Source organism: Marinobacter aromaticivorans, assembly GCF_002806975.1.
In the GTDB taxonomy this organism is placed as follows: Bacteria; Pseudomonadota; Gammaproteobacteria; order Pseudomonadales; family Oleiphilaceae; genus Marinobacter; species Marinobacter aromaticivorans.
In genome coordinates this window covers 1-20,720 of the sequence record NZ_NIHD01000017.1, presented here as the reverse complement: position 1 = coordinate 20,720, position 20,720 = coordinate 1, and the positions used below count along the sequence as shown (strand labels likewise).

23 protein-coding genes and 1 pseudogene are annotated in these 20,720 nt (G+C 52.1%); 5 read left to right on the top strand and 19 right to left on the bottom strand.

Annotated elements, in window-relative coordinates; translation table 11 throughout:
* Nucleotides 1-3: 3 nt before the first annotated feature.
* Nucleotides 4-1,323, bottom strand: coding sequence for a TolC family protein (locus CDH48_RS17210; RefSeq protein ID WP_100689970.1), 1,320 nt, complete (start codon nucleotides 1,321-1,323; stop codon nucleotides 4-6).
* Between the two features lie 222 nt (nucleotides 1,324-1,545).
* Between CDH48_RS17210 and CDH48_RS17205 the strand changes: the two genes are divergently transcribed.
* Nucleotides 1,546-1,872, top strand: coding sequence for a hypothetical protein (locus CDH48_RS17205; RefSeq protein ID WP_100689969.1), 327 nt, complete (start codon nucleotides 1,546-1,548; stop codon nucleotides 1,870-1,872).
* 625 nt (nucleotides 1,873-2,497) lie between these two features.
* On the opposite strand, the gene CDH48_RS17200 is transcribed toward CDH48_RS17205, so the two are convergent.
* Genes CDH48_RS17200 through CDH48_RS17185 form a run of 4 tightly spaced genes read right to left on the bottom strand, consistent with a single transcriptional unit; the run spans nucleotide 2,498 to nucleotide 5,109 of the window.
* Nucleotides 2,498-2,833: an outer membrane lipoprotein-sorting protein gene (locus CDH48_RS17200; RefSeq protein ID WP_100689968.1), complete on the bottom strand. Its 336-nt coding sequence runs from the start codon at nucleotides 2,831-2,833 to the stop codon at nucleotides 2,498-2,500.
* Between the two features lie 46 nt (nucleotides 2,834-2,879).
* On the bottom strand, nucleotides 2,880-3,833 hold the full coding sequence (locus tag CDH48_RS17195) for a DMT family transporter (protein ID WP_227521154.1): 954 nt from the start codon (nucleotides 3,831-3,833) through the stop codon (nucleotides 2,880-2,882).
* Nucleotides 3,802-3,993 carry a DUF2933 domain-containing protein gene (locus CDH48_RS17190; RefSeq protein WP_227521156.1) on the bottom strand — a complete coding sequence of 64 codons (192 nt, stop codon included), beginning with the start codon at nucleotides 3,991-3,993 and terminating at the stop codon, nucleotides 3,802-3,804. Before CDH48_RS17190 ends, CDH48_RS17195 begins: the two co-directional genes overlap by 32 nt.
* 45 nt (nucleotides 3,994-4,038) lie before the next feature.
* On the bottom strand, nucleotides 4,039-5,109 hold the full coding sequence (locus CDH48_RS17185) for a YncE family protein (RefSeq protein WP_100689965.1): 1,071 nt from the start codon (nucleotides 5,107-5,109) through the stop codon (nucleotides 4,039-4,041).
* A 303-nt stretch (nucleotides 5,110-5,412) separates the two neighbouring features.
* Between CDH48_RS17185 and CDH48_RS17180 the strand changes: the two genes are divergently transcribed.
* Nucleotides 5,413-6,495 carry an IS630 family transposase gene (locus CDH48_RS17180; RefSeq protein WP_100689964.1) on the top strand — a complete coding sequence of 361 codons (1,083 nt, stop codon included), beginning with the start codon at nucleotides 5,413-5,415 and terminating at the stop codon, nucleotides 6,493-6,495.
* 75 nt (nucleotides 6,496-6,570) lie between these two features.
* On the opposite strand, the gene CDH48_RS17175 is transcribed toward CDH48_RS17180, so the two are convergent.
* Nucleotides 6,571-7,089 carry a DsrE family protein gene (locus CDH48_RS17175; RefSeq protein WP_100689963.1) on the bottom strand — a complete coding sequence of 173 codons (519 nt, stop codon included), beginning with the start codon at nucleotides 7,087-7,089 and terminating at the stop codon, nucleotides 6,571-6,573.
* A gap of 256 nt (nucleotides 7,090-7,345) precedes the next feature.
* On the opposite strand from CDH48_RS17175, the gene CDH48_RS19480 reads away from it, so the two are divergent.
* Nucleotides 7,346-7,735, top strand: coding sequence for a hypothetical protein (locus tag CDH48_RS19480; RefSeq protein WP_227521153.1), 390 nt, complete (start codon nucleotides 7,346-7,348; stop codon nucleotides 7,733-7,735).
* 483 nt (nucleotides 7,736-8,218) lie between these two features.
* Here CDH48_RS19480 and CDH48_RS17165 read toward each other — a convergent pair whose 3' ends face one another.
* The 13 genes from CDH48_RS17165 to CDH48_RS17105 form a co-directional block, all read right to left on the bottom strand.
* Nucleotides 8,219-8,887: a methyltransferase family protein gene (locus CDH48_RS17165; RefSeq protein WP_100689962.1), complete on the bottom strand. Its 669-nt coding sequence runs from the start codon at nucleotides 8,885-8,887 to the stop codon at nucleotides 8,219-8,221.
* The gene (locus tag CDH48_RS17160; protein WP_157807860.1) at nucleotides 8,880-9,308 is read right to left on the bottom strand and encodes a hypothetical protein; all 429 of its coding nucleotides are present in this window, start codon (nucleotides 9,306-9,308) and stop codon (nucleotides 8,880-8,882) included. The genes CDH48_RS17165 and CDH48_RS17160 overlap by 8 nt, the downstream gene beginning before the upstream one ends.
* 13 nt (nucleotides 9,309-9,321) lie before the next feature.
* Entirely contained in the window at nucleotides 9,322-9,810 is a 489-nt protein-coding gene (locus CDH48_RS19255) for a hypothetical protein (protein ID WP_188437808.1), read from the bottom strand.
* A 156-nt stretch (nucleotides 9,811-9,966) separates the two neighbouring features.
* Entirely contained in the window at nucleotides 9,967-10,425 is a 459-nt protein-coding gene (locus CDH48_RS17150) for an ATPase (protein ID WP_100689960.1), read from the bottom strand.
* Nucleotides 10,426-10,691: 266 nt separating this feature from the next.
* Nucleotides 10,692-11,492, bottom strand: coding sequence for a prolipoprotein diacylglyceryl transferase (gene lgt, locus CDH48_RS17145; RefSeq protein WP_100689959.1), 801 nt, complete (start codon nucleotides 11,490-11,492; stop codon nucleotides 10,692-10,694).
* 101 nt (nucleotides 11,493-11,593) lie between these two features.
* A complete protein-coding gene (locus CDH48_RS17140) occupies nucleotides 11,594-12,016 on the bottom strand; it encodes a c-type cytochrome (RefSeq protein ID WP_227521152.1) in 423 nt (140 codons plus the stop codon).
* Nucleotides 12,017-12,110: 94 nt separating this feature from the next.
* A complete protein-coding gene (locus CDH48_RS17135; RefSeq protein WP_100689958.1) occupies nucleotides 12,111-14,462 on the bottom strand; it encodes a heavy metal translocating P-type ATPase in 2,352 nt (783 codons plus the stop codon).
* Nucleotides 14,455-14,682 carry a hypothetical protein gene (locus tag CDH48_RS17130; RefSeq protein ID WP_100689957.1) on the bottom strand — a complete coding sequence of 76 codons (228 nt, stop codon included), beginning with the start codon at nucleotides 14,680-14,682 and terminating at the stop codon, nucleotides 14,455-14,457. The genes CDH48_RS17135 and CDH48_RS17130 overlap by 8 nt, the downstream gene beginning before the upstream one ends.
* A 30-nt stretch (nucleotides 14,683-14,712) precedes the next feature.
* A complete protein-coding gene (locus CDH48_RS17125; RefSeq protein WP_100689956.1) occupies nucleotides 14,713-16,065 on the bottom strand; it encodes an APC family permease in 1,353 nt (450 codons plus the stop codon).
* Between the two features lie 11 nt (nucleotides 16,066-16,076).
* On the bottom strand, nucleotides 16,077-16,430 hold the full coding sequence (locus CDH48_RS17120) for a hypothetical protein (RefSeq protein ID WP_100689955.1): 354 nt from the start codon (nucleotides 16,428-16,430) through the stop codon (nucleotides 16,077-16,079).
* A gap of 168 nt (nucleotides 16,431-16,598) precedes the next feature.
* Entirely contained in the window at nucleotides 16,599-17,336 is a 738-nt protein-coding gene (locus CDH48_RS17115; RefSeq protein ID WP_406564998.1) for a copper resistance protein B, read from the bottom strand.
* An 8-nt stretch (nucleotides 17,337-17,344) separates the two neighbouring features.
* Nucleotides 17,345-19,036, bottom strand: a complete 1,692-nt coding sequence (locus CDH48_RS17110) for a copper resistance system multicopper oxidase (RefSeq protein ID WP_100689953.1) — start codon at nucleotides 19,034-19,036, stop codon at nucleotides 17,345-17,347.
* A 94-nt stretch (nucleotides 19,037-19,130) separates the two neighbouring features.
* Complete coding sequence (locus CDH48_RS17105; RefSeq protein ID WP_100689952.1) at nucleotides 19,131-19,664, bottom strand: cupredoxin domain-containing protein; 534 nt, start codon at nucleotides 19,662-19,664, stop codon at nucleotides 19,131-19,133.
* Nucleotides 19,665-19,892: 228 nt separating this feature from the next.
* Here CDH48_RS17105 and CDH48_RS17100 point away from each other — a divergent pair, with 228 nt between their 5' ends.
* A complete protein-coding gene (locus CDH48_RS17100; protein WP_100688817.1) occupies nucleotides 19,893-20,558 on the top strand; it encodes a response regulator transcription factor in 666 nt (221 codons plus the stop codon).
* Nucleotides 20,545-20,720: pseudogene (locus CDH48_RS19615) on the top strand (histidine kinase); the annotation flags it as partial. The gene CDH48_RS17100 and the pseudogene CDH48_RS19615, both read left to right, overlap by 14 nt.

Sequence of the window (20,720 nt, the reverse complement as noted above, 5' to 3'; positions counted from 1 at the left end):
TTGTTATTCCTGGGAGTTTTTCAGTGAGAATGAGGGGCTGCCAGACGCACCGGCAGTGAGATAGCGGAGGCTCGCCAGGTTTTTGGCTCGTTCAGCCGTCATCTGAATAAGCTCAACCTGCGCATTAAGCTCAGCGATACGCGCACGCACAGCTTCGGCAAAATCGCCGTCATCGTTGTTGTAAGCTGAGAGCGCAGCATTGGCCTGCTCCCTTGTTTGCGGAAGCAGCGACTGCTCATACAGCCTGATGCGGTCATCGAGCCGTCTAATTCGGGCGGCCGCTGCACGGGCTTCGGCTTTAATTCGCCGAACCTGCAGCATTCGGTCAGACTTCGCCGCTTCCACACGGGCGATTGCCGCGCTCACGGTGCGATCCTGGCGATTGCCCGTGAAGATAGGCAGATCAAACCCGATCCCGACTGAAAACAGATCCGCCCGGTCCTGACCGTTCGGGGCTTTTTCCCGATATCCATACTGTGCGGACACAGTCCACTCCGGCTTGTAAGCCTGGCGAGCCAGCTCAATATCAATAGCTCCGGCATCAATCAACTGGTCTGTGGCGCGAATTGAAGAGTGGCTGATCAATGCGGTATCGCTGACATCAAACGCTGTGCTCGGAAGCCTGGCTAACAGATTCGGGGGAATGCGTTCGCTTACCCGCAAACGAAAGGTGTCAGTACCTATCCACTCTCCCAGCTCTTCCTGAGCGGTTTCCATCCGGGAATGAAGTGCCGTTAAGCGGTCATCAAGACGGGTCAACTCCAGAGACGCTCGGATAATATCCTGCTGGCGTGAACCGTTCATCGTTGAGGTGTACCCAGCCTCCGCAACATCTGCCAACTGCTCAAACAGGCCTCGATTGCTTTCAATCAATCGAACACTTTCTTGAGTTTTCCAAAGCTCAAGCCACAGATCAGTTACCGACCTGATCACTAATTCCTGTCGATTCTCCCGCTGAAACGACTGTGATTCCGCGAGCTCTTTCTTCTTGTCGCGGGCTAGATACCGACTATCTCCGCGAGGAAAGCGCTGGCTGAGGGCAATAATGGCTTGTGTCATGCCTTCTTGGCGGGTATCGAAGGTATCCGTGGGAAGGTTTGCGGCACCTAGCGTAATTCGCGGGTCGGGTAACGCAGCTGCTGCAACAGATTCATCGAGAAGCGCCTTCTGCAGTTGGATGCTTTGGGCCGACCAGGGGTCGCCCCGAACCGCAATATCAATAGCCTCTTCAAGGGCAAGTCTCGGCTCCGCAGACAGGCCAAAACTCGTTAAAAGCAAGGCACCCACAACAGCTGTTCTATATATACGAGAAATATAACTCAAGGTTCATTCTCCACTGGATTAATACGCCGCGGAGAATCATAGAAGTGTTGTCTGAATTCAGGCTGAAATTTCATTGCCAATCATGTGATTTTGATCTGGGTCAAGCGTTATTAATTACTGATAAATATCAAAATAATTATTACGTTTATTTTATTATTTATTTCAGGATGAGTTCAGGAAGAGATGATTGAATGAGCACATCAACCAACCAGGAGGTACGATATGAAAAAGTCGATTTTATTCTTAGCCGTAGTTACTTTTTCCACAGCAGCTTTTGCTGGCAATATTCCAGAAAGCAGGTCCGGCAATCCAATACATGACAACATGAAATCAATGCAAAAAAATATGAACTCAATGCATAACGGCATGAATATAGAAACAACTCAGACGGACATACTTAAAAATAAGGACATGCAACGACTTCATAAAAGAATGACACTTGATGGAATGTCTGAAAGCGGTATGGAAGCTCGACTTGATATGATGGAAAAAAAAGGTATAGCCTACCATCGAGTGTTGGAAAAGAAAGAAAATAGCACTCCAAGATAAATGCTTCTACAACATTAGCTCACCAAAATTGAAGGAGGTAGTGGGGCATTTTTATGTACTGTTGACGCCTTGTTTGATAATCTAAAAAATATAAATATAAAACCAAAGTGAATTACTACAAAATTTTAATTAATCGAAGTGAGGGATTAAAAATAAAGAAGTTTATTATCGCAGCAGCAATAACATCCTTGTTCTCTACTATGGTGTATGCCAACTCTGGCTTGGCAGATCGTATTAATGAAGCGCGAAGCTATCCGAACAAAACAGCCGAAAACATAGTAGATGCGCGGACGTTGAGTAGTCAGCATAAAAAGATACATATGAGAATGAATAAATCTGAGCTGAGGGATCATCAACATTAAAGTTCATCAGTGTAAACTTTCAAAAACACTGTGCTTTAAGACCTGATGGAGGATAATTTCATAAGGCATCGTCCAGCCATGCCAAAAAGAGCGTGGCTGGCTATTTTTTCGGCGGAAATTCTGGATAGATCTCCAAAATTAGCAACAAAACGACATGCTCTTACAAACTATGAGCCTTGAATAGTTCACTTCCTTATTGTTACTTACCATGCTGCACGCTAAACACAGACCGTTGACCGATATTTAGGAGGTGTTGGAGCGCATTATTGGAGCATCATGGAGGGCGGGATCTTGATGGTACGATCCAACTTGGGCAGGTAGTTCCACATGGCGTCGCCAATGCGCAGCGAGCCGATCCCGGCCTCCTTTTTTTGCGCATGGATTCGAATCAATGCCTTCTCGGTCCGGTCTATCCAGGCCTCCAGATTCAGCTCCCGCGCCCAATGTTCGGTTTCGATGCGCATGGTAGACCGACCGTGGTTGCTGTCCGACCACAGCGTGTCTTCCATCCCTTCAATCAATGATTCGACCGAGGGGACAGCACCAAGCGCAATGGCCGGGAAAACGCCAAGAAAAGTAATAACTGGTAAGCATTTCATGCACTGTTTCCTTACGTTAACAAAGTCCCAGAACCGAGCATCTCGATTACCGTTCCTGATACCTTAAAACGATACGCTGTTTCTGATTTGGGACTAAGACAATCACCACCAAGCCTAAAATAGTGATCGCAATCCCTGTAATTTCGACTGCACTGAATGTCTCATCGAAAAATAACGCCCCGATAAGTAAGCCGAAGACCGGTGTCAGAAACGTAAATGGATTGAGTTTATTCAGCGGTGCTCGGGCCAGAAGCTCATACCAGAGCACAACTATCAATGCAGTTGCCGGAACCGCAAGCACGAAAACAACGCTGGCAAATGACCATGTCCAGTCAACCTCAAAGCCTTCACCCGCCAATAAAGAAGCAACAAGCAGAAATGTGGCCCCCAGGATGAGCTGAATTCCCATCGGCAAGTACATATCCCCCTCACCTGCCCGAAGCTTTAAAAGAACGTTACCAATTGCCGTTCCAACGGCGCCCAGAAGAACATATAGCGCCCCGACAAAACGATCCGTTCCAAAGTCAAAACCGGGTAAAGCGAGTACAACAACCCCCACAAAACCAATAAACAATCCCAAATACAAACAGGCGGTCATTACTTCCTTAAGAACAAAAATCGATAAAATGGCGGCAAAGAGAGGTTGCGCATTCGCCAATACAGTGGCGACACCTGGCCCGACATTACCCGCGCCGAGAAACATACCGCCGAGGCCCAAGCCTGTGTAACTGAAGCCAATCAACGCAAGCATTGCCAAGCGTCGAAATGAACAATCAAACCTACGCCCGAAGTTCATTCCTATCGCAATCAAAAATGCACCTGCCAAAAACGCTCTCAAAGCCGCAAACAGTAAAGGAGGCGCGTCCGGCAGCCCAACACTTATGAACGGAAAGCAGATAGCCCAAAGAATCGCGACAACCACCATTCCAACGATGGTTTGTAGCGAAAGTGACTTGCCTGCCATTGCACTACTTGTCACTTTTGTCCGATTGTCGTCCATGGTTACCGTGCCCCCTATGCATAAACTTATGGAGCAGAGGGCAGGCAAGAAGTATCAGCCAGGGCAGCGCGCCAAGCAGGTGACTTTTGTGGTCACTCCAGAGCAAAATCAGCGCGACCCCGACAAAAACTGCCAAAGTGATTTTATAACGTCGATCCATCATTTATCTCTCTTGAAGACCAGGCGACAGCTTAAGAGCACCGTTTTAGTTGGCCTCAAGTGATATCTGATGTCCTATGCCTTCCAGCGGAATTTCATCAATTATGTCGAGGGAATCCGGGTCGAGCACCCAAAGCTTGCTCTCTGCACGACTGGTAATCAATAACTGGCCATCATGGGGCGATACAGCTAAGTGATAGGGTCCCGGAGCCAGTGGTGCGCTGCGACGAGCTCCGGTGGCGAGCTCAATACGAACGATCCGGTTGCTGCCTTTGCTGGTTGCGAAAAGTATCTGGCCGTCGTTGCTCAAACCAACGCCATGGGGTTCTTCCCCGATTTCGTAGGTTGCCGCCACGACGCCGCTCGAAAGCTCAACGACACTCACCTGCCCCGATGCGACATCATTCACATAAAGCCGTTCATTCTCGGGAGCGAGCACCATATGTTCCGGGCCACCACCAACCCGCATGTTGCGTTTGACGAACCAGTGACTGGTGTCCACTTCGCTGATTGTGCCATTACCGCTATTGCTGACCAGAAGAGACTGCCCGTCCTCCGTTTCCACCACGTAATTGGGAGCAGGTCCCGTTGCCACGCTTTTAACCAGCTTTCCGGAATCCAGATCGACAATGCTGATACCGCCGCCCATGGGATGAGTGGATACGGCATAGCGACCATTCGTTGTCACAAGAACGTGGTGTACCGGCCCCGGCACCTCCAGTGTGCGAGCAATCGCATTGGTGGCAGTGTCCACCATATAGAGCAGTCCCGTATTCGGTTCTTCCGATGCCGCAGCAGCCCCACCACCATGGTGAGCGGCGTGCTCATCTTCCGTCACGCCTTCGGGACGGCTGACGGGCTCCTCGCTTTCATGAGCAGTCAGGCTGCCTGCCACCAGGTACTGCCCGTCCGGCGTTAATGCCGAACCATGGGTATTCACAGTTCCGGTCATTGAAGACGTCACCTGACGACCCACCAGATCAATAACGCCCACGGAATCAGCCATTCCCATAGGAATAAACGCCCGGGTCGTGTCTGCGGCCGCCATCAGCGAAACACTCATGGTGATGCCGGTGGTGAGCCCAGTGAGCCAGCGCCTAATTCTTTGATGTTTCATCGTGTTACCTTTTAAATAGAGGGTTTCGTTACGATATTTCCGCCCGGCTGGCAAGGTTTCCAACCGTGCGTGGTCATTACCCCCTAGTCCAACACACGAAGCTGAAACAAGCCTGAAAACAGTTAGTTAACATGTATTTCCTTAACCGGAATTAAGGCCAAAGATATGAAGGATTATCGAGCAGAAATTGCTCTCGATCATATTTTTTATGCGATCAATCTTGATTAGTGTTTCGTCTGGTTAATTCGCGGATCCATTTTTGTTATAGTAGGAACCATCGATCAGCAATAAAAGGTTCTTTTCGTGCCCAAACCTGCAGCGCCGTTTAATCTGACTGTAAACGATCAACTGGAACTCGAAAGTTGGTGCCGAGCCAGTACCCTGAGCCAGCACCTGGCACAGCGCGCCAAGATACTTTTATTGCTCAACGAAGGCGAGACACCCAAAGAGATCTCAGAGTCTCTTCAGGTTAGCTCTCAAACGGTATTCAAGTGGCGCAAACGCTACAGTGAGAGCGGTCTTGAGGGACTTTATGATGCGCCGCGACCTGGCCAGCCTCGAAAACTGGACGGTAAAATCGTCAAGAAAATTTTAGATGACACGGTCCATAAAGTTCCGAAAGAGGCCACACACTGGAGCATCAGTCTCATGGCGGAGCATGCCGGGGTAACGCGCTGGCAAGTGCATCAGATCTGGAAAGCAGCCGATTTGAAGCCGCACCGGCTCAGAACATTCAAGATCAGCAACGATCCTCACTTCGCTGAAAAAGTGTGCGATGTTGTTGGGCTTTATATGAATCCCCCGGATAATGCACTGGTTCTGTCTGTTGACGAAAAAACCCAGATTCAGGCTCTTGATCGGACTCAGCCAAAATTGCAGCTTCGCCCTGGACAAGTGGAACGTCGCACACATGATTACAAGCGTTATGGGACAACCAGCCTGTACGCTGCATTCAATACCCTGACGGGTCAGGTGATCGGTCGGGTCACCCAGCGCCACCGGGCAAAGGAGTTTTTAGACTTCTTGCGTCAGATTGACCGGGAGACTCCGAAGGGTCTGGATTTGCACTTGATTCTGGATAACAGCTCTACTCATAAGACCTCGGAGGTCAAAGCCTGGCTGGCCAAACATCCACGGTTTCATCTGCACTTCACGCCCACAAGTGCATCCTGGTTAAATGCAGTCGAAGGGTGGTTTGGCCAACTGGAGCGACGAGCACTCTATCGCGGTATTTTCACCAGCGTCGGCGATTTGAAGTCTGCGATTAAAAAGTTCATCAAGGTTCACAATGAAAAACTGGCAAAGCCGTTCCGTTGGCATAAAAGTGCAGAATCTATTATGACGTCAGTGGCTCGGGCAAAGCTGAGTTTAATTGATAATAAATGAGCGAATTAACCGAACGGCACATTAGCGGACCTCAAGGTGAGCTTCATTTCGCAGAACAACAACCGATCTTCTTGTTTAGGGTATTCGGATAACCGCGTACCCCTGCATCTGATAGCCGATGACCGAGACGAACCCATTATCTACCGGGTCGATCTCCGGAATGATCGTCGCCTCATCTACACCCATTCCTTTCAAAGCATAACGGCAAACTTCCAGCGTCACCCCGTCCTTCTTCATTTGTTTAAGAGTCGTCTGGAATTTTTTTATCTCGACCAACTCTGCCTCATTAAACGATGCGCTGTCAGTCGAGAGCAGTTTCACTACTGGCCCGTGAAAAACGATGGCGATATTAGGATCTTTCGAAAGCGACTTCACTTCAGGGGCTTCGTAGGAATTCTTTATTACCAAGAAAACGGGGTTAACGACTTTGGGATCTCCTTGGCTCACCTCGTAGACAGCGTCATAGTTTTTAACGCCCTTCAGAGCATTCTCATATCCGGCTGCACTTGCAGGTACAGACACCAGGGCCATATAGACGGTTGCAAAGAATATGTGGGGAATTCGGCGAAATATGCTTTGATAATTGACGGCCATGATAAATCTCCATGAGGGATAGGAACTTGTTTTATTAACCAACCCATAAAAATGCTCAAAAATTAAAAACACTTTCTAATGCAGGAACGATATATCATAAATTTATCGGATTGGAGCACGCTAATATTCTGATAGTCCAACACACGAAGCTGAAATAGACCTGAAAACAGCTGCCAAACATGGACTTTTCTGGCGAGGTTCAAAGCTGACTACAGTCCGAAAAATTTACTTATGCTGCGGGCTCCAAATCCAAAACGTGGCCCAGGACAACCAACGAACAAGCAATACCCACGCAGGTTGCGATTTTCACTCGGGCCCAAATGGCCCTCAGTTAATCGAGATCAATACCAATGCCGGCGGCGCGTTTTTGAACACGGTGCTGACTCGGGCTCAACATCGATGCTGTGACCCATCTCAACAGACCGCAGAAACCAAGCAGGCGCTGGATGGATTTGAAAACGCGGTGTTCGACATGTTCGAACAGGAATGGCAAAGGCAACGCACTGATTCGATAGCCGGCCGCTTGGCCATCGTAGACGATTCACCGGAAACCCAATTTATGTTTCCCGAATTCCAATTGGCCCAGCAGCTACTTCAGGCCAGAGGCATTGATACTCGATCCATCGGAGCTGAAGTATGTCGGTGATGCGTTAACAGCAAAGGGTAAGCCCATCGATATGGTGTATAACCGGCTGGTGGACTTCGCGCTAGATGCCCGGGCTAATGACGCGTTGAGACAGGCCTACCTCGACGGTGCGGTGGTAGTAACACCTAACCCTCGTGCCCATGCTCTTATGGCCGACAAACGAAACCTGATTCTGCTGTCAGACTCCCAGACCCTGCGTGACTGGGGACTGAATGAAGATGATGCGGAATATCTCGAAAGTGCAGTACCGAAAACCCGTCAGGTTTCAGCAAGCGACGCAGCAGAACTGTGGAGCGCTCGGCGAGAACTTTTCTTCAAACCGGTTGCCGCTGCGCGCGTCTATCAGGGCCAAACCACCAACTTTCGCACGCCCGGTGGTGGCTTTGCCCCCGTTTTTTCAGGTGTGAACGTTTGCCTCATACCCATTTCATCCAGCGCAGCGCATCACACTACCCTAACGAAAACGTGGCTTTGGCTTGGGGTTCATGGCGTTTTGTTATCACGGCTTTCCCGTGAAGCGGCCGCGAGTCTGCGCCACTGGCCCCAACGGGGGATGAACATTGGTACCTGCTGTTGATAGGCTCGGTATTCTTCACCAAACTGCTTTAGAACTTGCTGTTCCTCGCGGCGAGCCAGCCATGTGTAGACAAGCACGATCACGGGAAACAGGCCGATCGAGAACAGCGTTGGCCAATGCACAACACCTTCGCCAAACAGGGCAATGAACAACCCCGTGTTCTGCGGATGCCTTACATACGCATACAACCCGTCTGTCACCAGACGATTTTCCCCGCGAGCCTTATGAACCTGACGCCACCCCTGAATGAAAAGACCTATCCCGGTAAAGGCAAGTGCATAACCAAGCAGCATGGAGACCATCATGCCGGTTTCGCCGAGCCCTACCAGGGTCGACCATAAGCTGGCGCTGATATACTCGCTGTCCAGACCGAAAAAGCGCACCAACAGATAGATGGTGAGCGGAAAGCCGTACATTTCGGCATAAAGGGCAATTATAAAGGCCTGTACCACCCCCGCACCTGCCCACTCCCGCCAGTTCTTCGGAGCGAAGTAACGATAGAAGAACCAGGACACCAATACGATAACGATCAGCGTGATGCCCCAGGCTCCAGCGTGATTGAACGATTCATTCATAATTTGATCTACCTGTATTGCAGTCGAGGCTGCCCAGCCGCGACACGATGGCCTGGCTGACCGATTCAGGATCACTGCCGTTGGCCATCAGCAGGCCTGCGGTATCGAGTGTTCCTCCATGGTTGGCGTAACCGAAAGCCAGTGTGCGATCCCGCCCCAGATCGAGAGGCCGACAACCCCCCAACAGGGTTTCCGGGCGCATATGGCACACGAATACCCGCAGCTTTATGTCGCTGGGGAACAGTGTCGCTTTGGTCTGGCTGGGTGGCTGATGTTCCGCCTCTATCCCATCTCGGGGATCGCGGAAACGCCCGGGTTCCAGCAGACAGACAACCCCGCATGAAATACCCTGCTGGCTGAGATCATCGGCCACGGCCTGACAAACCTGCCGTTGATAGGCACCCACCGCGACTAACTGCACATCGACACCCTCGCTAAGCGCAACAGCTCCATCTCTTAACAATTGCTCGGCCTGATATCGCTGCCACACAGTGGCCCTGCCCCATCAGCCAACTGCGGGTGATCCCCGCCAGCGAGTTGGCAGCGGTGTAACCAATATAGGTGGGCACCATATTTAACGAACCGCCAGTATGACCCTGAGGGTTTTCCTTGAAGTCGTTCGCCGCCAACGGCTGCCCGGACAAATCCACTTTGTTGGCGTAGGTCATGTGGGCCACCAACCACATGGCTGCATTGGTCAGGGTGTCCGCTGCGTCGAAAATCGCCAATGCGTCGTCGAGCGTGTTGTAGCGCCCGGCACAGATCAGTTCCTGACATAAATCGAACACCCGCACCTGGGTCAAATCCGTGTGCTCGACAACGCCGCGACCTTGTGCCCAACTGACAAACTTGGGGTAGCGCTTGCGGTATTGTGCGGCGCGCTGCTGGACTCGGTGTGAGTCTTCAATCGAATAGAAATCCATGGTCACTCCTTGATAGCCATCAGGACATTATTGGTTTCTCACTTACCCGTGATTTTCAGACCCGCACTATGGATTGGTAACCCGCCACCTCCACATCAAAGCGAGTGTTCTGACGCAGATAACCACCGCCTTCCGCCCACGGATAAAAAGGAATAATCAGAGATCATCCATCCGGCCAATCTGGCGAGCCAGACGTTTGGATTCGTTTTGCTCCATCGCCAATAGTGACCCCATCAACTCTTTTACCTTTGGGATTTCGGCTTTCTCGGCAAGTGTTTGGTAGAGATCAGTAATCTGACCATGAAAGTCGAACACTTCCCGGCAGATACCGTTGAAATCAAGTTTTGCATAGGGCTCATCACAGGTTCTGTGGGTTTTAATAGGATGATGAGACAGATAGTCATAAACCCTTGTTTCCAAGGCGTTGGTGTCCGCCTCTCGTTCAAATTCGTTCACAATACGTTCAATTTCAGATTCCCGGGTTGCCAGATAGTCCAGAAGCGCCCGGGCCCTCTCTTCTTCGTTCCGTGTCGAACAGTGGGAAAGACACCGTGCCAGGTGTGCATGCAGATCACGTGTCCAGCCAATCAGCTCTCTAAACGTTTTAATGTCCATTCCGGCCTACCTTCCTTACTTTTGATATGTATTTGACTTCTGCGTTGTGAGTTCAAGTCGCGTTAACAGGTACCAGTAAACCCTGAGCAGCTGAAATCAACCTGAAAACCGGAGGGTATAGACGCAAAAAAGACGAAAGTCGTTGCAGTCTAGGTATGTCGAGCATGGAGACATCGCGCGATGTCTCCATGCTGAATCGGTGAGGAGTTCAACTTCTTGTATTTCTCTACGGCAATGAATCTGACGGGCACTCTTTATCAGACTTATCAGACGTTCGCCACCTTTGCAGTGTTAATGGGCTGATATCTCGACCAACCAATCAAGGCAAGTCCACCAATGATCATTGGCAGGGTTAGCAACTGCCCCATGGTCATCCAGCCAAAGGTGATGAACCCCAACTGCGAGTCAGGAAGGCGAACAAACTCGACAGAAAAACGGAAAACCCCGTAGAGCAACAAGAACAGGCCGGACGTTGTTCCATTTCGACGAGGATGGCGCGAGAACCACCACAACACAGCGAACAACACGACACCTTCCAGTGCAAATTCATACAGTGACGACGGGTGTCGTGGAGCCGGCCCCATATTCGGGAACACCATGGCCCAGGGTACATCGCTGGCTCGCCCCGGAAGCTCGTAATTGATAAAGTTGCCGATGCGCCCTGCCCCCAGGCCAATCGGCACCAGTGGTGCGATAAAGTCAGTGAGCTGAAAAAAATGTAAGTCTTGCTTGCGAGCGAAAATCAAAGCTGCGACCAATACCCCAACAAAGCCGCCATGAAAACTCATGCCACCTTCCCAGATTTTGAATAACCAAAACGGATTGTCGGCCAGCTTGTCGAAGCCGTAGAAGAGCGCATACCCCAGGCGACCGCCCAGTATGACGCCCATCACGCAGTAGAAAATCAACGTTTCAACTGCATCGGTGCTAAACCCCAATCGATGAGCCCGGCGGCGGCCCAGCCACCAGGCAGCCAGAAAGCCGACCAGGTACATCAGGCCGTACCAATGGATTTGCACCGGGCCCAATGAAATCGCTACCGGATCAATTTTTGGATAGTTGAGCATTGGATATCAGGTTCCTGTACATGAAAATGGATTTTTTCTGCGCCAGGAGCAGTACATTTTATTTACCCGGATCAAATCGGTGGAGTCAGTTGTACGGGAGGTTAAAGGCCACTTCTTTCAGCCCACGCATCATAAATCCGCTTATCCCATTTGCTCTGGAAGAACGCGATAGCGGCTTTTTGGTCGTCCTTGGAGAGCTCACCTCCAAAGGCGGGCATTTTGCCACCCAGGGGGGCACCACCTTGCGCGATTGTGCCCATTAGCATGTCGAACGGATGGTGCCAGGCGTGCCCCGTGCCGTTGAGTGGTGGCGGCGGATAGGAGCCATCCTCCAGCCTCTTTCTCCAACTAAAGGCGCCCTGGGCTTTGGAGCCGTGACAGCTTGCGCAGTTGCTGTCGAACACGGTTGCGCCACGCTCGACCTGGGCCTGGGTGTACCAGCGGCCATCTACAGTTCCGTCACTGCAGCCGCTGATCACTCCGATCGTAAGAATGCCCAAGGAAAGTTTTAACCTACCCATCATATCTTTGTACCTCTGTTTTCCGGGGCACCCCAGGCCGGGGACGATGGGCATGGGGTGCCGTTGGACATGTGGCCGAGAACTCCTCAAGCCTTGTTTATTTCAGCTTAACCACCCGCAATCGCAGCGCATTGGCAATGACGCTCACCGAAGACAGTGACATCGCCGCAGCGGCAAAAATCGGTGATAAGAGAATCCCTGCGACCGGGTAAAGCACACCGGCCGCAATCGGTATACCCGCTGCGTTATAAACGAAGGCAAAAAACAGGTTCTGCCGTATGTTGCGCATGGTCGCGATTGATAAATGACGCGCTTCGACAATGCCCATCAGATCACCGCGCAAAAGGGTTACGCCCGCGCTTTCAATAGCCACATCCGTACCGGTACCCATAGCAACGCCCACATCGGCCGTAGCCAGCGCAGGGGCATCGTTCACACCGTCTCCGGCCATCACCACAATGCGGCCCTCTTCCTTGAACCGCTGGACGATCTTCGCTTTGTCCTCTGGCAGCACTTCTGCTTCGACTTCATCGATATGGAGCATGCGGGCGACGGCTTCGGCAGAGGTCTGGTTGTCACCTGTCAACATAACCACGCGGATGCCGTCCTTCTGCAACGAGGTTATAGCCGCTTCGGTGGTTGCTTTGATGGGGTCTGCAATGGCAATCAACCCACAAACCTGATCGTCCACCGCAGTGAATATCACCGTGGCTCCATCCACACGAAGCTGATCTGCCTTTTCTTCAAAGGCAGAGGTATCGACACCCTGTGACTCCATTAGCAACCGATTACCAATCAAAACGCTTTTCCCATCAATCTTGCCGGTTACACCCTTACCATTGGGCGAGTCGAAATCCTCTGCATCCGGCAAGGCAAGTTCCATGGCTTTGGCTTTATCAAGAATCGCATGGGCCAGCGGGTGCTCACTGCCCTTCTCCAGGCCAGCGGCATATCGCATCAGATCTTCTTCACTGAAGTCGTTAGCCGGAACCAGTTTCGTCACCTTGGGCTTACCTTCGGTGAGTGTGCCGGTTTTATCGACCACCACCGTATCGACCTTCTCCATACGCTCAAGCGCTTCGGCATCACGGATCAACACGCCATTTTGTGCGCCTCGCCCTACGCCAACCATGATTGACATAGGCGTAGCCAAACCAAGAGCGCATGGGCACGCAATAATCAGCACGCTCACCGCTGCAATAAGGCCATAGGCCATTGGTGGTGTTGGCCCAACGACTGACCAGACAATAAAGGCAATAACGGCGATCACGATGACCACTGGAACAAACCAGCCGGACACTTTGTCTACCAAAGCCTGAATCGGCGCACGGCTGCGCTGTGCGTTTGCTACCATCTGCACAATCTGCGACAGCATGGTGTCGCGCCCGACCTTGTCGGCTCGCATAATGAAGCCGCCTTGCTGGTTCATGCTGCCACCAATCACCTGGTCACCAACCTGTTTGCTCACAGCCAGGGGTTCACCCGTCACCAGGGATTCGTCGACATTGGAGCGCCCCTCAAGAATCTCTCCATCCAAGGGCACTTTATCGCCCGGGCGCACTCGCAAGCGGTCACCAACCTTCACCTGATCAAGAGAAACGTCAGACTCACCTCCGTCATCGTCCAGCTTTCTTGCCGTGGCCGGGGCCAGATCCAGCAGGGCTTTTATCGCACCCGAAGTTTTCTCTCGAGCACGCAGTTCCAGCACTTGCCCAAGCAACACCAGCACCACAATAACCGCAGCCGCTTCGAAATAAACGGCGACCGAGCCGTCCACCTGGCGGAAAGCATCGGGAAAAATCTGTGGAACCAAAGTCGCCACGAGGCTATAAATCAGCGCAACGCCAGTACCCATTGCGATCAACGTGAACATGTTCAGGTTGCGGCTGAGAACTGATTTCCAGCCTCGAACAAAGAACGGCCAACCACTCCAGGCAACAACAGGCGTTGCCAGCACCAACTGAATCCAGTTAGAGGTTTGCGGCGAGATGATGTGATCAAGACCTGTGAGGTGGCCGCCCATTTCAAGCACCAACACCGGGAATGCGAGAAGCAGTCCAATCCAGAACCGACGCGTCATATCCGCAAGCTCTGCCGAAGGCCTGTCGTCAAGGCTCACTTGTTCCGGCTCCAGGCCCATGCCGCAAATTGGGCAATCGCCCGGCCCTTGCTGACGGATCTCCGGGTGCATCGGGCAGGTGTACATGGTTCCGGGGGCTACCGGCTCCGCAGGCTCCTGTTTCTCCCCGAGGTATTTATCCGGGCTTTCATCAAACTTCGTCTGGCATCGGGAAGAACAGAAATACCAGGTCTTGCCAGCATGCCGGCTGCGATGTTTTGCAGCATGGGGGTCCACAGACATTCCGCAAACCGGGTCTTTTACCGCGTGTTCATTGAGATGCTCATCGGTATCGTGGCCGTGGTGATGTGTATGCTGATACTCACTCATTACGCGTTCCTGCCTTGTCCGCCGGCCAGTCTGCAAACGCAATAAAGTACAAAAGAGCCAGATTCACCACCGGTATAAGAATCAGGATTCCCATCCAGCCCGGGTAACCGGTTCGTTGACAAATTCGCCAAGCTGGTATTACCGCTATAATGCCAATAACCAGCATCCACAACCAATGCCCGGCCCACATGGTGTTACCAAACATATTTCCATCCATCATAGGGTTACTCTCCGATTTACCTGTTGAATATCAGTGGTGGTGTTCGTGAGCCTCGTCACTTGTCACCGCCTGTTTTCTGGCAGACGACTTCAGGAATAGCTGCTCGGCAACCGCAATAACAATCATTGTTGCCACGGCCACCCCTATTACAAAGGGGTCGGTGGTCAGCTTGACCCATACAAAGCCGCCCAGAACCATTAGATCCAGGATGATCGCCACTGCGGGCACCCACCTCCTGGCCTTCACATCCTGATACAGGTAACGCAGCACGCTCCAATGAATGGCTATATCCATAACCAGATAAAAGACGATACCCAGAGCCGCAATCCTTGAGAGGTCGAAAAAGGCCGTCAGAACCAGGCCCAGCACCACGGTGTATACAAGCGTGTGTTTCTGGATACTGCCTGGCATTCCAAAGTGACTGTGGGGCACCAGCTTCATCTCAGTTAGCATGGCGAGCATGCGAGAGACTGCAAAAATACTGGCAAGGATGCCTCCTGCAGTCGCCATCATGGCAAGCACCACGGTGAACCACAGGCCATAATCACCCAGTGCCGGGCGTGCTGCTGCCGCCAGAGAGTAATCCTGGGTTTCAATAATTTCGGCGAGGGAGAGATTGCTTGAAACGGCGAACCCCACCAGTGTGTAGAGCACAACGCAGGCGGCAATGGAGATAACAATGGCGCGACCAACGTTGCGGTGCGGGTCTTTCACCTCGGAGCCGCTATTTGTAATGGTGGTAAATCCTTTGAAGGCCAAGATGCCCAGCGCCGTTGCGCCCAGGAAGTTTCCGATAGCGCCGGTCTCGCCGCTTCTGGAAAAATCAACTGCAAGACTGTCGGCCAGCCATACGCCCACAAGCCCGAACACAAGAATGCCGCCAATTTTGAGAATTCCGATAAACGAAGCGACGCCTTGAATCCAGCGATTGCCGAGCAGATTGATGAGGAATGCCGCCAAAATCAGCGACACACCCAATATAGACACCATGCGCCCGCTTTCATCGCCGCCAAATAACTGCATAGTGTACGACCCGAATGTTCGGGCCAGGAAGCTCTGGGCGATCACCATGGAAAAATACATCAGCAAGGCATTAAAAGCCGTCGCCAAACGGTCGCCGTAGGCCTTATGGAGATACATGCCAATGCCGCCTGCGGATGGGTAGGCGTTGGAAATTTTGATATAGGAGTAGGCACTGAAGGACACAACAACTGCCGCAGCCAGAAATGCGAGCGGGAAAAGCGCTCCGGTCATCTGGGCCATTTGTCCAGTAAGCGCAAATATACCGGCGCCAATCATGACGCCGGTGCCCAGCATGACAGTCCCTGATAGAGTCAGGCTACCTTCCTTGTAGCGAGTTGTTCTGTCTTGCTCCCTGCTCATTCAACCCCCGTTTATTTCTTCATCGGTGGGATTTTCGAACAGCAAAAGGGTTCATGCTTGGCGTTGGCTCGAACGTTGTCATCGGTAAACTGGTACCAGGCGAGCCTTCGACGCTGCCACCAGCCACCCTTTAAACGACCTCCGTTAGCCTCAATGAAGCTAACCAGTTCGTCGGTGGACCAATGTGTGCCATCAAACGTGACAATCAGCTTGCCTTCTGGTTTACCCTTGGCAAAATCGACGCACGGATGATGATTCAGTTCCTGAATCAAGTCTTCCCACTGAACCTCAGTAAGGCCGTCAACCGTCAGTTTGCGTCGAAGCAAAAATTGCTCCTGATTTGTTGCTTTATGGGCTTTAATCATGGTTTTGCACCTTTCAATCTGTGTGCTCAACCTCTATCAGAACACTCCAGCCTGAACTGCAACTGAAAATTGGCGTGCAAGTGACCTGGTCATAGCAGAATTTGCGGTAGATCAAGTTGCGCGGATATGGGCCAAGAGTTAAGGCTCAAAACCCATGCACAAAATCCATCAGAAAGAAAGCCTCGCTCCGACAACCGCAAACCAATCCTCTGTGTTGCCGCCATCGGCCCTGGCAAAGTCCGCTGTATCGCCGTATTGGCGTTCGTGAACAATACCAAGGTAAGGCGAGAAAGCGCGGTCAATCAGGTCGTAGCTGAGCCGTAACCCGGTTTCCGTAGATACCAGGCCCTTACCGACTCCAATTTCCCGATCCTCGCTGAATGCTACCGTTGCATCGAAGGTAGCAGTGAGGATCCAGTAATTGGTGAGCAGCAACTCATACTCCGCATCCAGATCAGCAGATGTGTCGCCGTCCTTGCTCACGTAAAGGTTCGCATCGATTTCAAACCACTGCGGCGCCAGGCCTGCCACACCGAGAACTGCATAGGTTCGATCCGGGCCTTCCGGAGTGTCGAATCGTACCCCGGCCTTTGCATCGAAGAATGTTGATATCGGGACTTGCCCCACCAACTGGTTTTCGAGTTTTTCGTAAGCTTGCTCTTCGAAGGAATACTCCCCACTGGTAAGCCAGCGAGCTTTGAAATTGTCAGTGCCATAAAAGAAATCCGCATCCCAAACACCTATTTCTTCATCACTGTCACTGTAACGGTATTCAAGTTCTTCGAACTGCGCGCCCCACACCTTCAGCGGTTGCTTACGCTGGGTGGTATCCGGCATCCGCTCTTGAGCAGACGCCAGCGCCGGTATGACACTCAAGCTAACAACCGCACTTGCAATCAACGGCATCCAAAGCTTCATACGTCACCCCCAACTTCGCTCGGCTGCTCACTGGATGCGGCCTGTGTAGATTCCGGCCCACCCTCAACAATCACTTTTCGGAACATGCCAGCCGCCATGTGGTAAGTCAGGTGGCAATGGAAGGCCCACTGCCCAGGCGCATCCACTTCGGTTTCCATGTAAACCGTGGTACCAGGCTGCACACTGACGGTGTGTTTGATCGGATTCCATTGGCCCGCGCCAACATCGAGAATCGACCACATACCGTGCAGGTGCATGGGGTGCGTCATCATGGTTTCGTTCACGAATTTGAAGCGGACTCGTTCGCCATACTTCAGGCGTATGGGATCAGCGTCTTCGTATTTAACGCCATTGATGCTCCAGGTGTAGCGTTCCATGTTGCCTGTGAGGCGCAACTCAATTTCCCGTGCAGGCTCCCGTTCTTCGTAAAGTGGCTTCTGTGCTTTGAGGTCGGCGTAGGAGAGGAATTTGCCGCCATTGGCTGCGGTCGGAACCAGCCCGCTGCCTTTGGCGTAAAAGGGATCACTTGCGCCACCCTCGGACATCATCATGGTGCTATGATCCATGCCCTTCATATTGGAATGATCCATATCAGGCATTTCAGCCATTTCGTTTGCACTGCCCATGTCACCGTGTTCCATGCCAGGCATGCCGCCCATGTCCGCCATGGTCAAACGTGCGGGCTCACGTAACCCGGGAACAGGCGCTTCCATCCCCTCTTCTGGTGCCAGTGTCGCTCGCGCATAGCCGGAGCGCCCCATGGACTCGGCAAAAATCGTGTAGGCCTGCTCGTCTTTGGGCCGAACGATCACGTCGTAGGTTTCCGCAACACCAATACGAAACTCATCCACATTGACAGGCTGCACGTTGTTGCCATCGGCCTGCACAACGGTCATCTCCAGGCCCGGAATCCGGATATCGAAATAGGTCATCGCTGACGAGTTGATAAAGCGCAGCCGAATTCGCTCGCCGGGCTCAAAGAGGCCTGTCCAGTTCTGTTTCGGGCTCTTGCCGTTTATCATGCCGGTGAACCCCTGCAGATCCTCAACATCGGCTTGCATCATGCGCATGCCGCCCCATGCCAAGCGCGCTTTCACCGTGTTCAGGAAGCCGTTTTCCGAAGCGTCGGAAAAGAACTCGCCCAGTGTTTGCTGTTTACGGTTGTAGTAATCCGGCGTTACCTTGAGGTTACGCATGACCCGATCGCTGGAATGGGGGTGCTTGTCGGTCAACTGAACCACGTATTCCCGGTCATAGCGAAACGGCTCACGCCCCTCTGGTTCGATGATAATGGAACCGAATGCCCCCTCCGGCTCCTGAAAGCCCGAGTGGCTGTGGAACCAGTAGGTACCCGATTGCGTGATGGGGAATTTATACGTGAACGTCTCACCGGGTTTGATGCCAGGAAAACTGATACCCGGAACGCCATCCTGTTCAAAGGGAAGAATCAAACCGTGCCAGTGAATAGAGGTCATCTCGTCGAGGTTATTGGTGACGTTGATCGACACCTCTTCCCCTTCTTTGAAGCGCAATACCGGGCCAGGAGATTTGCGGTTGTAACCGACACCCTGTTTTACAAATTCCCCAGTATCGATCTCGACCCGATCTACGGTCAGGTTGTACTCACCGGCAAAACCAATAGCCGGCAAAAGCAGGCCTAAAGTGCCTGCAACAAGGGTTTTCTTCATGGTCAACTGCTCCCGAACCACTTCGTTGTATTCAAAGATCCCGACGCGCTGGCTAAAGAGCGGGCGCGTTGAACTCTCTCTTGTTTGAAAGGGATCAGTTGAAATTCACTTCGCCGTACATGCCAGCCTGGTAGTGCCCTGGCACGTTGCAGGCAAATTCGATATTGCCCTTCCCGGAAAATGTCCAGATAACTTCCTGGCTATCCCCTGGCTCCAACAGCACGCTGTTCGGGTCGTCATGGTTCATGGACTGACCATTCCCCATGTCCATTTCCATCATATCGTGATTAAGTTTGCCCCCCTGAATGGCGCCGTGTTCAACCATCATCCTCATTTCTTTTTGATGGGCTTCGTGCATATCGGGGGTGCCAATGTTGAATTCGTGCACCAGCTGCCCTTTGTTCTGAACTACAAAGCGCACCGTTTCCCCGGGTTTGACCTCGATGATTTCAGGCTCGTAGTAGTTGTCATACATTTCCACGGTGATGCTGCGGCTTGCTTCCGAGGCTTTGCCTGGTTCGCCACTCTTGGCGCTGTGTCCGTGCCCACCGCCGTGGGTACCTGCGCCAAACGCTGTCAGGGAAATTGACATGGCAACTGCTGCAACTGCGAACTTTGCTGGACTCATCAAGCTTTCTCCTTTGGTACGGCATTGTGTGCCTTCAAAACCCAACGGGTTTATCTGGTAACGTGGGTATGCTGCTAAAACGCCAGGTACCATCGCGCACGAACCTGAACTCTTTCTGAAAATCTGGAACTATTTGCGGTTCAGGCTCAATTCAGTTTGATAAGCGACACTGCTTTAGCCTGTTTTGGCCGAAGTTATTTAGCCGAAGTTATGTAAAGGGAGCAATCAATGAGGTTACTGCTGGTAGAGGACGACCGGCTGCTTGCTGAAGGGCTTGCCAGCCAACTTGAGAAGGCCGGTTTCAGCGTGGATGTGACTCGTTCTGCCAACGAAGCCATTATTTTGGGCGAGCAGGAGGACTACAAAGCCGGCGTGCTGGATCTCGGGCTACCAGATGGAAATGGCCTGGACGTGCTGAGAAAGTGGCGCTCAAGTAAAGTCATTTTCCCGGTACTGATCCTGACCGCAAGGGGGGACTGGCAAGATAAGGTCAACGGACTTAAAGCTGGCGCAGACGATTATCTGGCCAAACCCTTTCAAACCGAGGAACTGATTGCACGGTTAAACGCCATCTTGCGCAGAAGCGAAGGCAGGGTCCACTCCACGGTAAAGGTCGGGCGTTTTGAACTGGACGAGAACCGACAGCGCCTGATAATCGAAGATGGCACAGAACACAGCCTGACGGGCACGGAATTCCGGCTGTTGCGATGCCTGATGGGCCGGCCTGGCCATATCTTTTCCAAGGAACAGCTAATGGAGCAGCTCTACAATCTTAACGAAAGCCCCAACGAAAACACCATCGAAGCCTATATCCGGCGCCTGAGAAAACTGGTCGGGCCGGAGACCATTGCAACAAAGCGTGGCCAGGGATACCTGTTTAATGACCCTGTTTAAAAAGCCTGTATCGGTAAAGGGCGCACTCCTGCTTCTGCTGTTGCCTGCAGGCATTGGATTGATGGCAATCGCCTGGCTTGTGCACGGGTTACTTCTGGAGAGAATGTCCAGGGAGTTTGTTGAGAGCCGCCTGAAAGCCGAAGTGGCTTTCCTGGAACATCA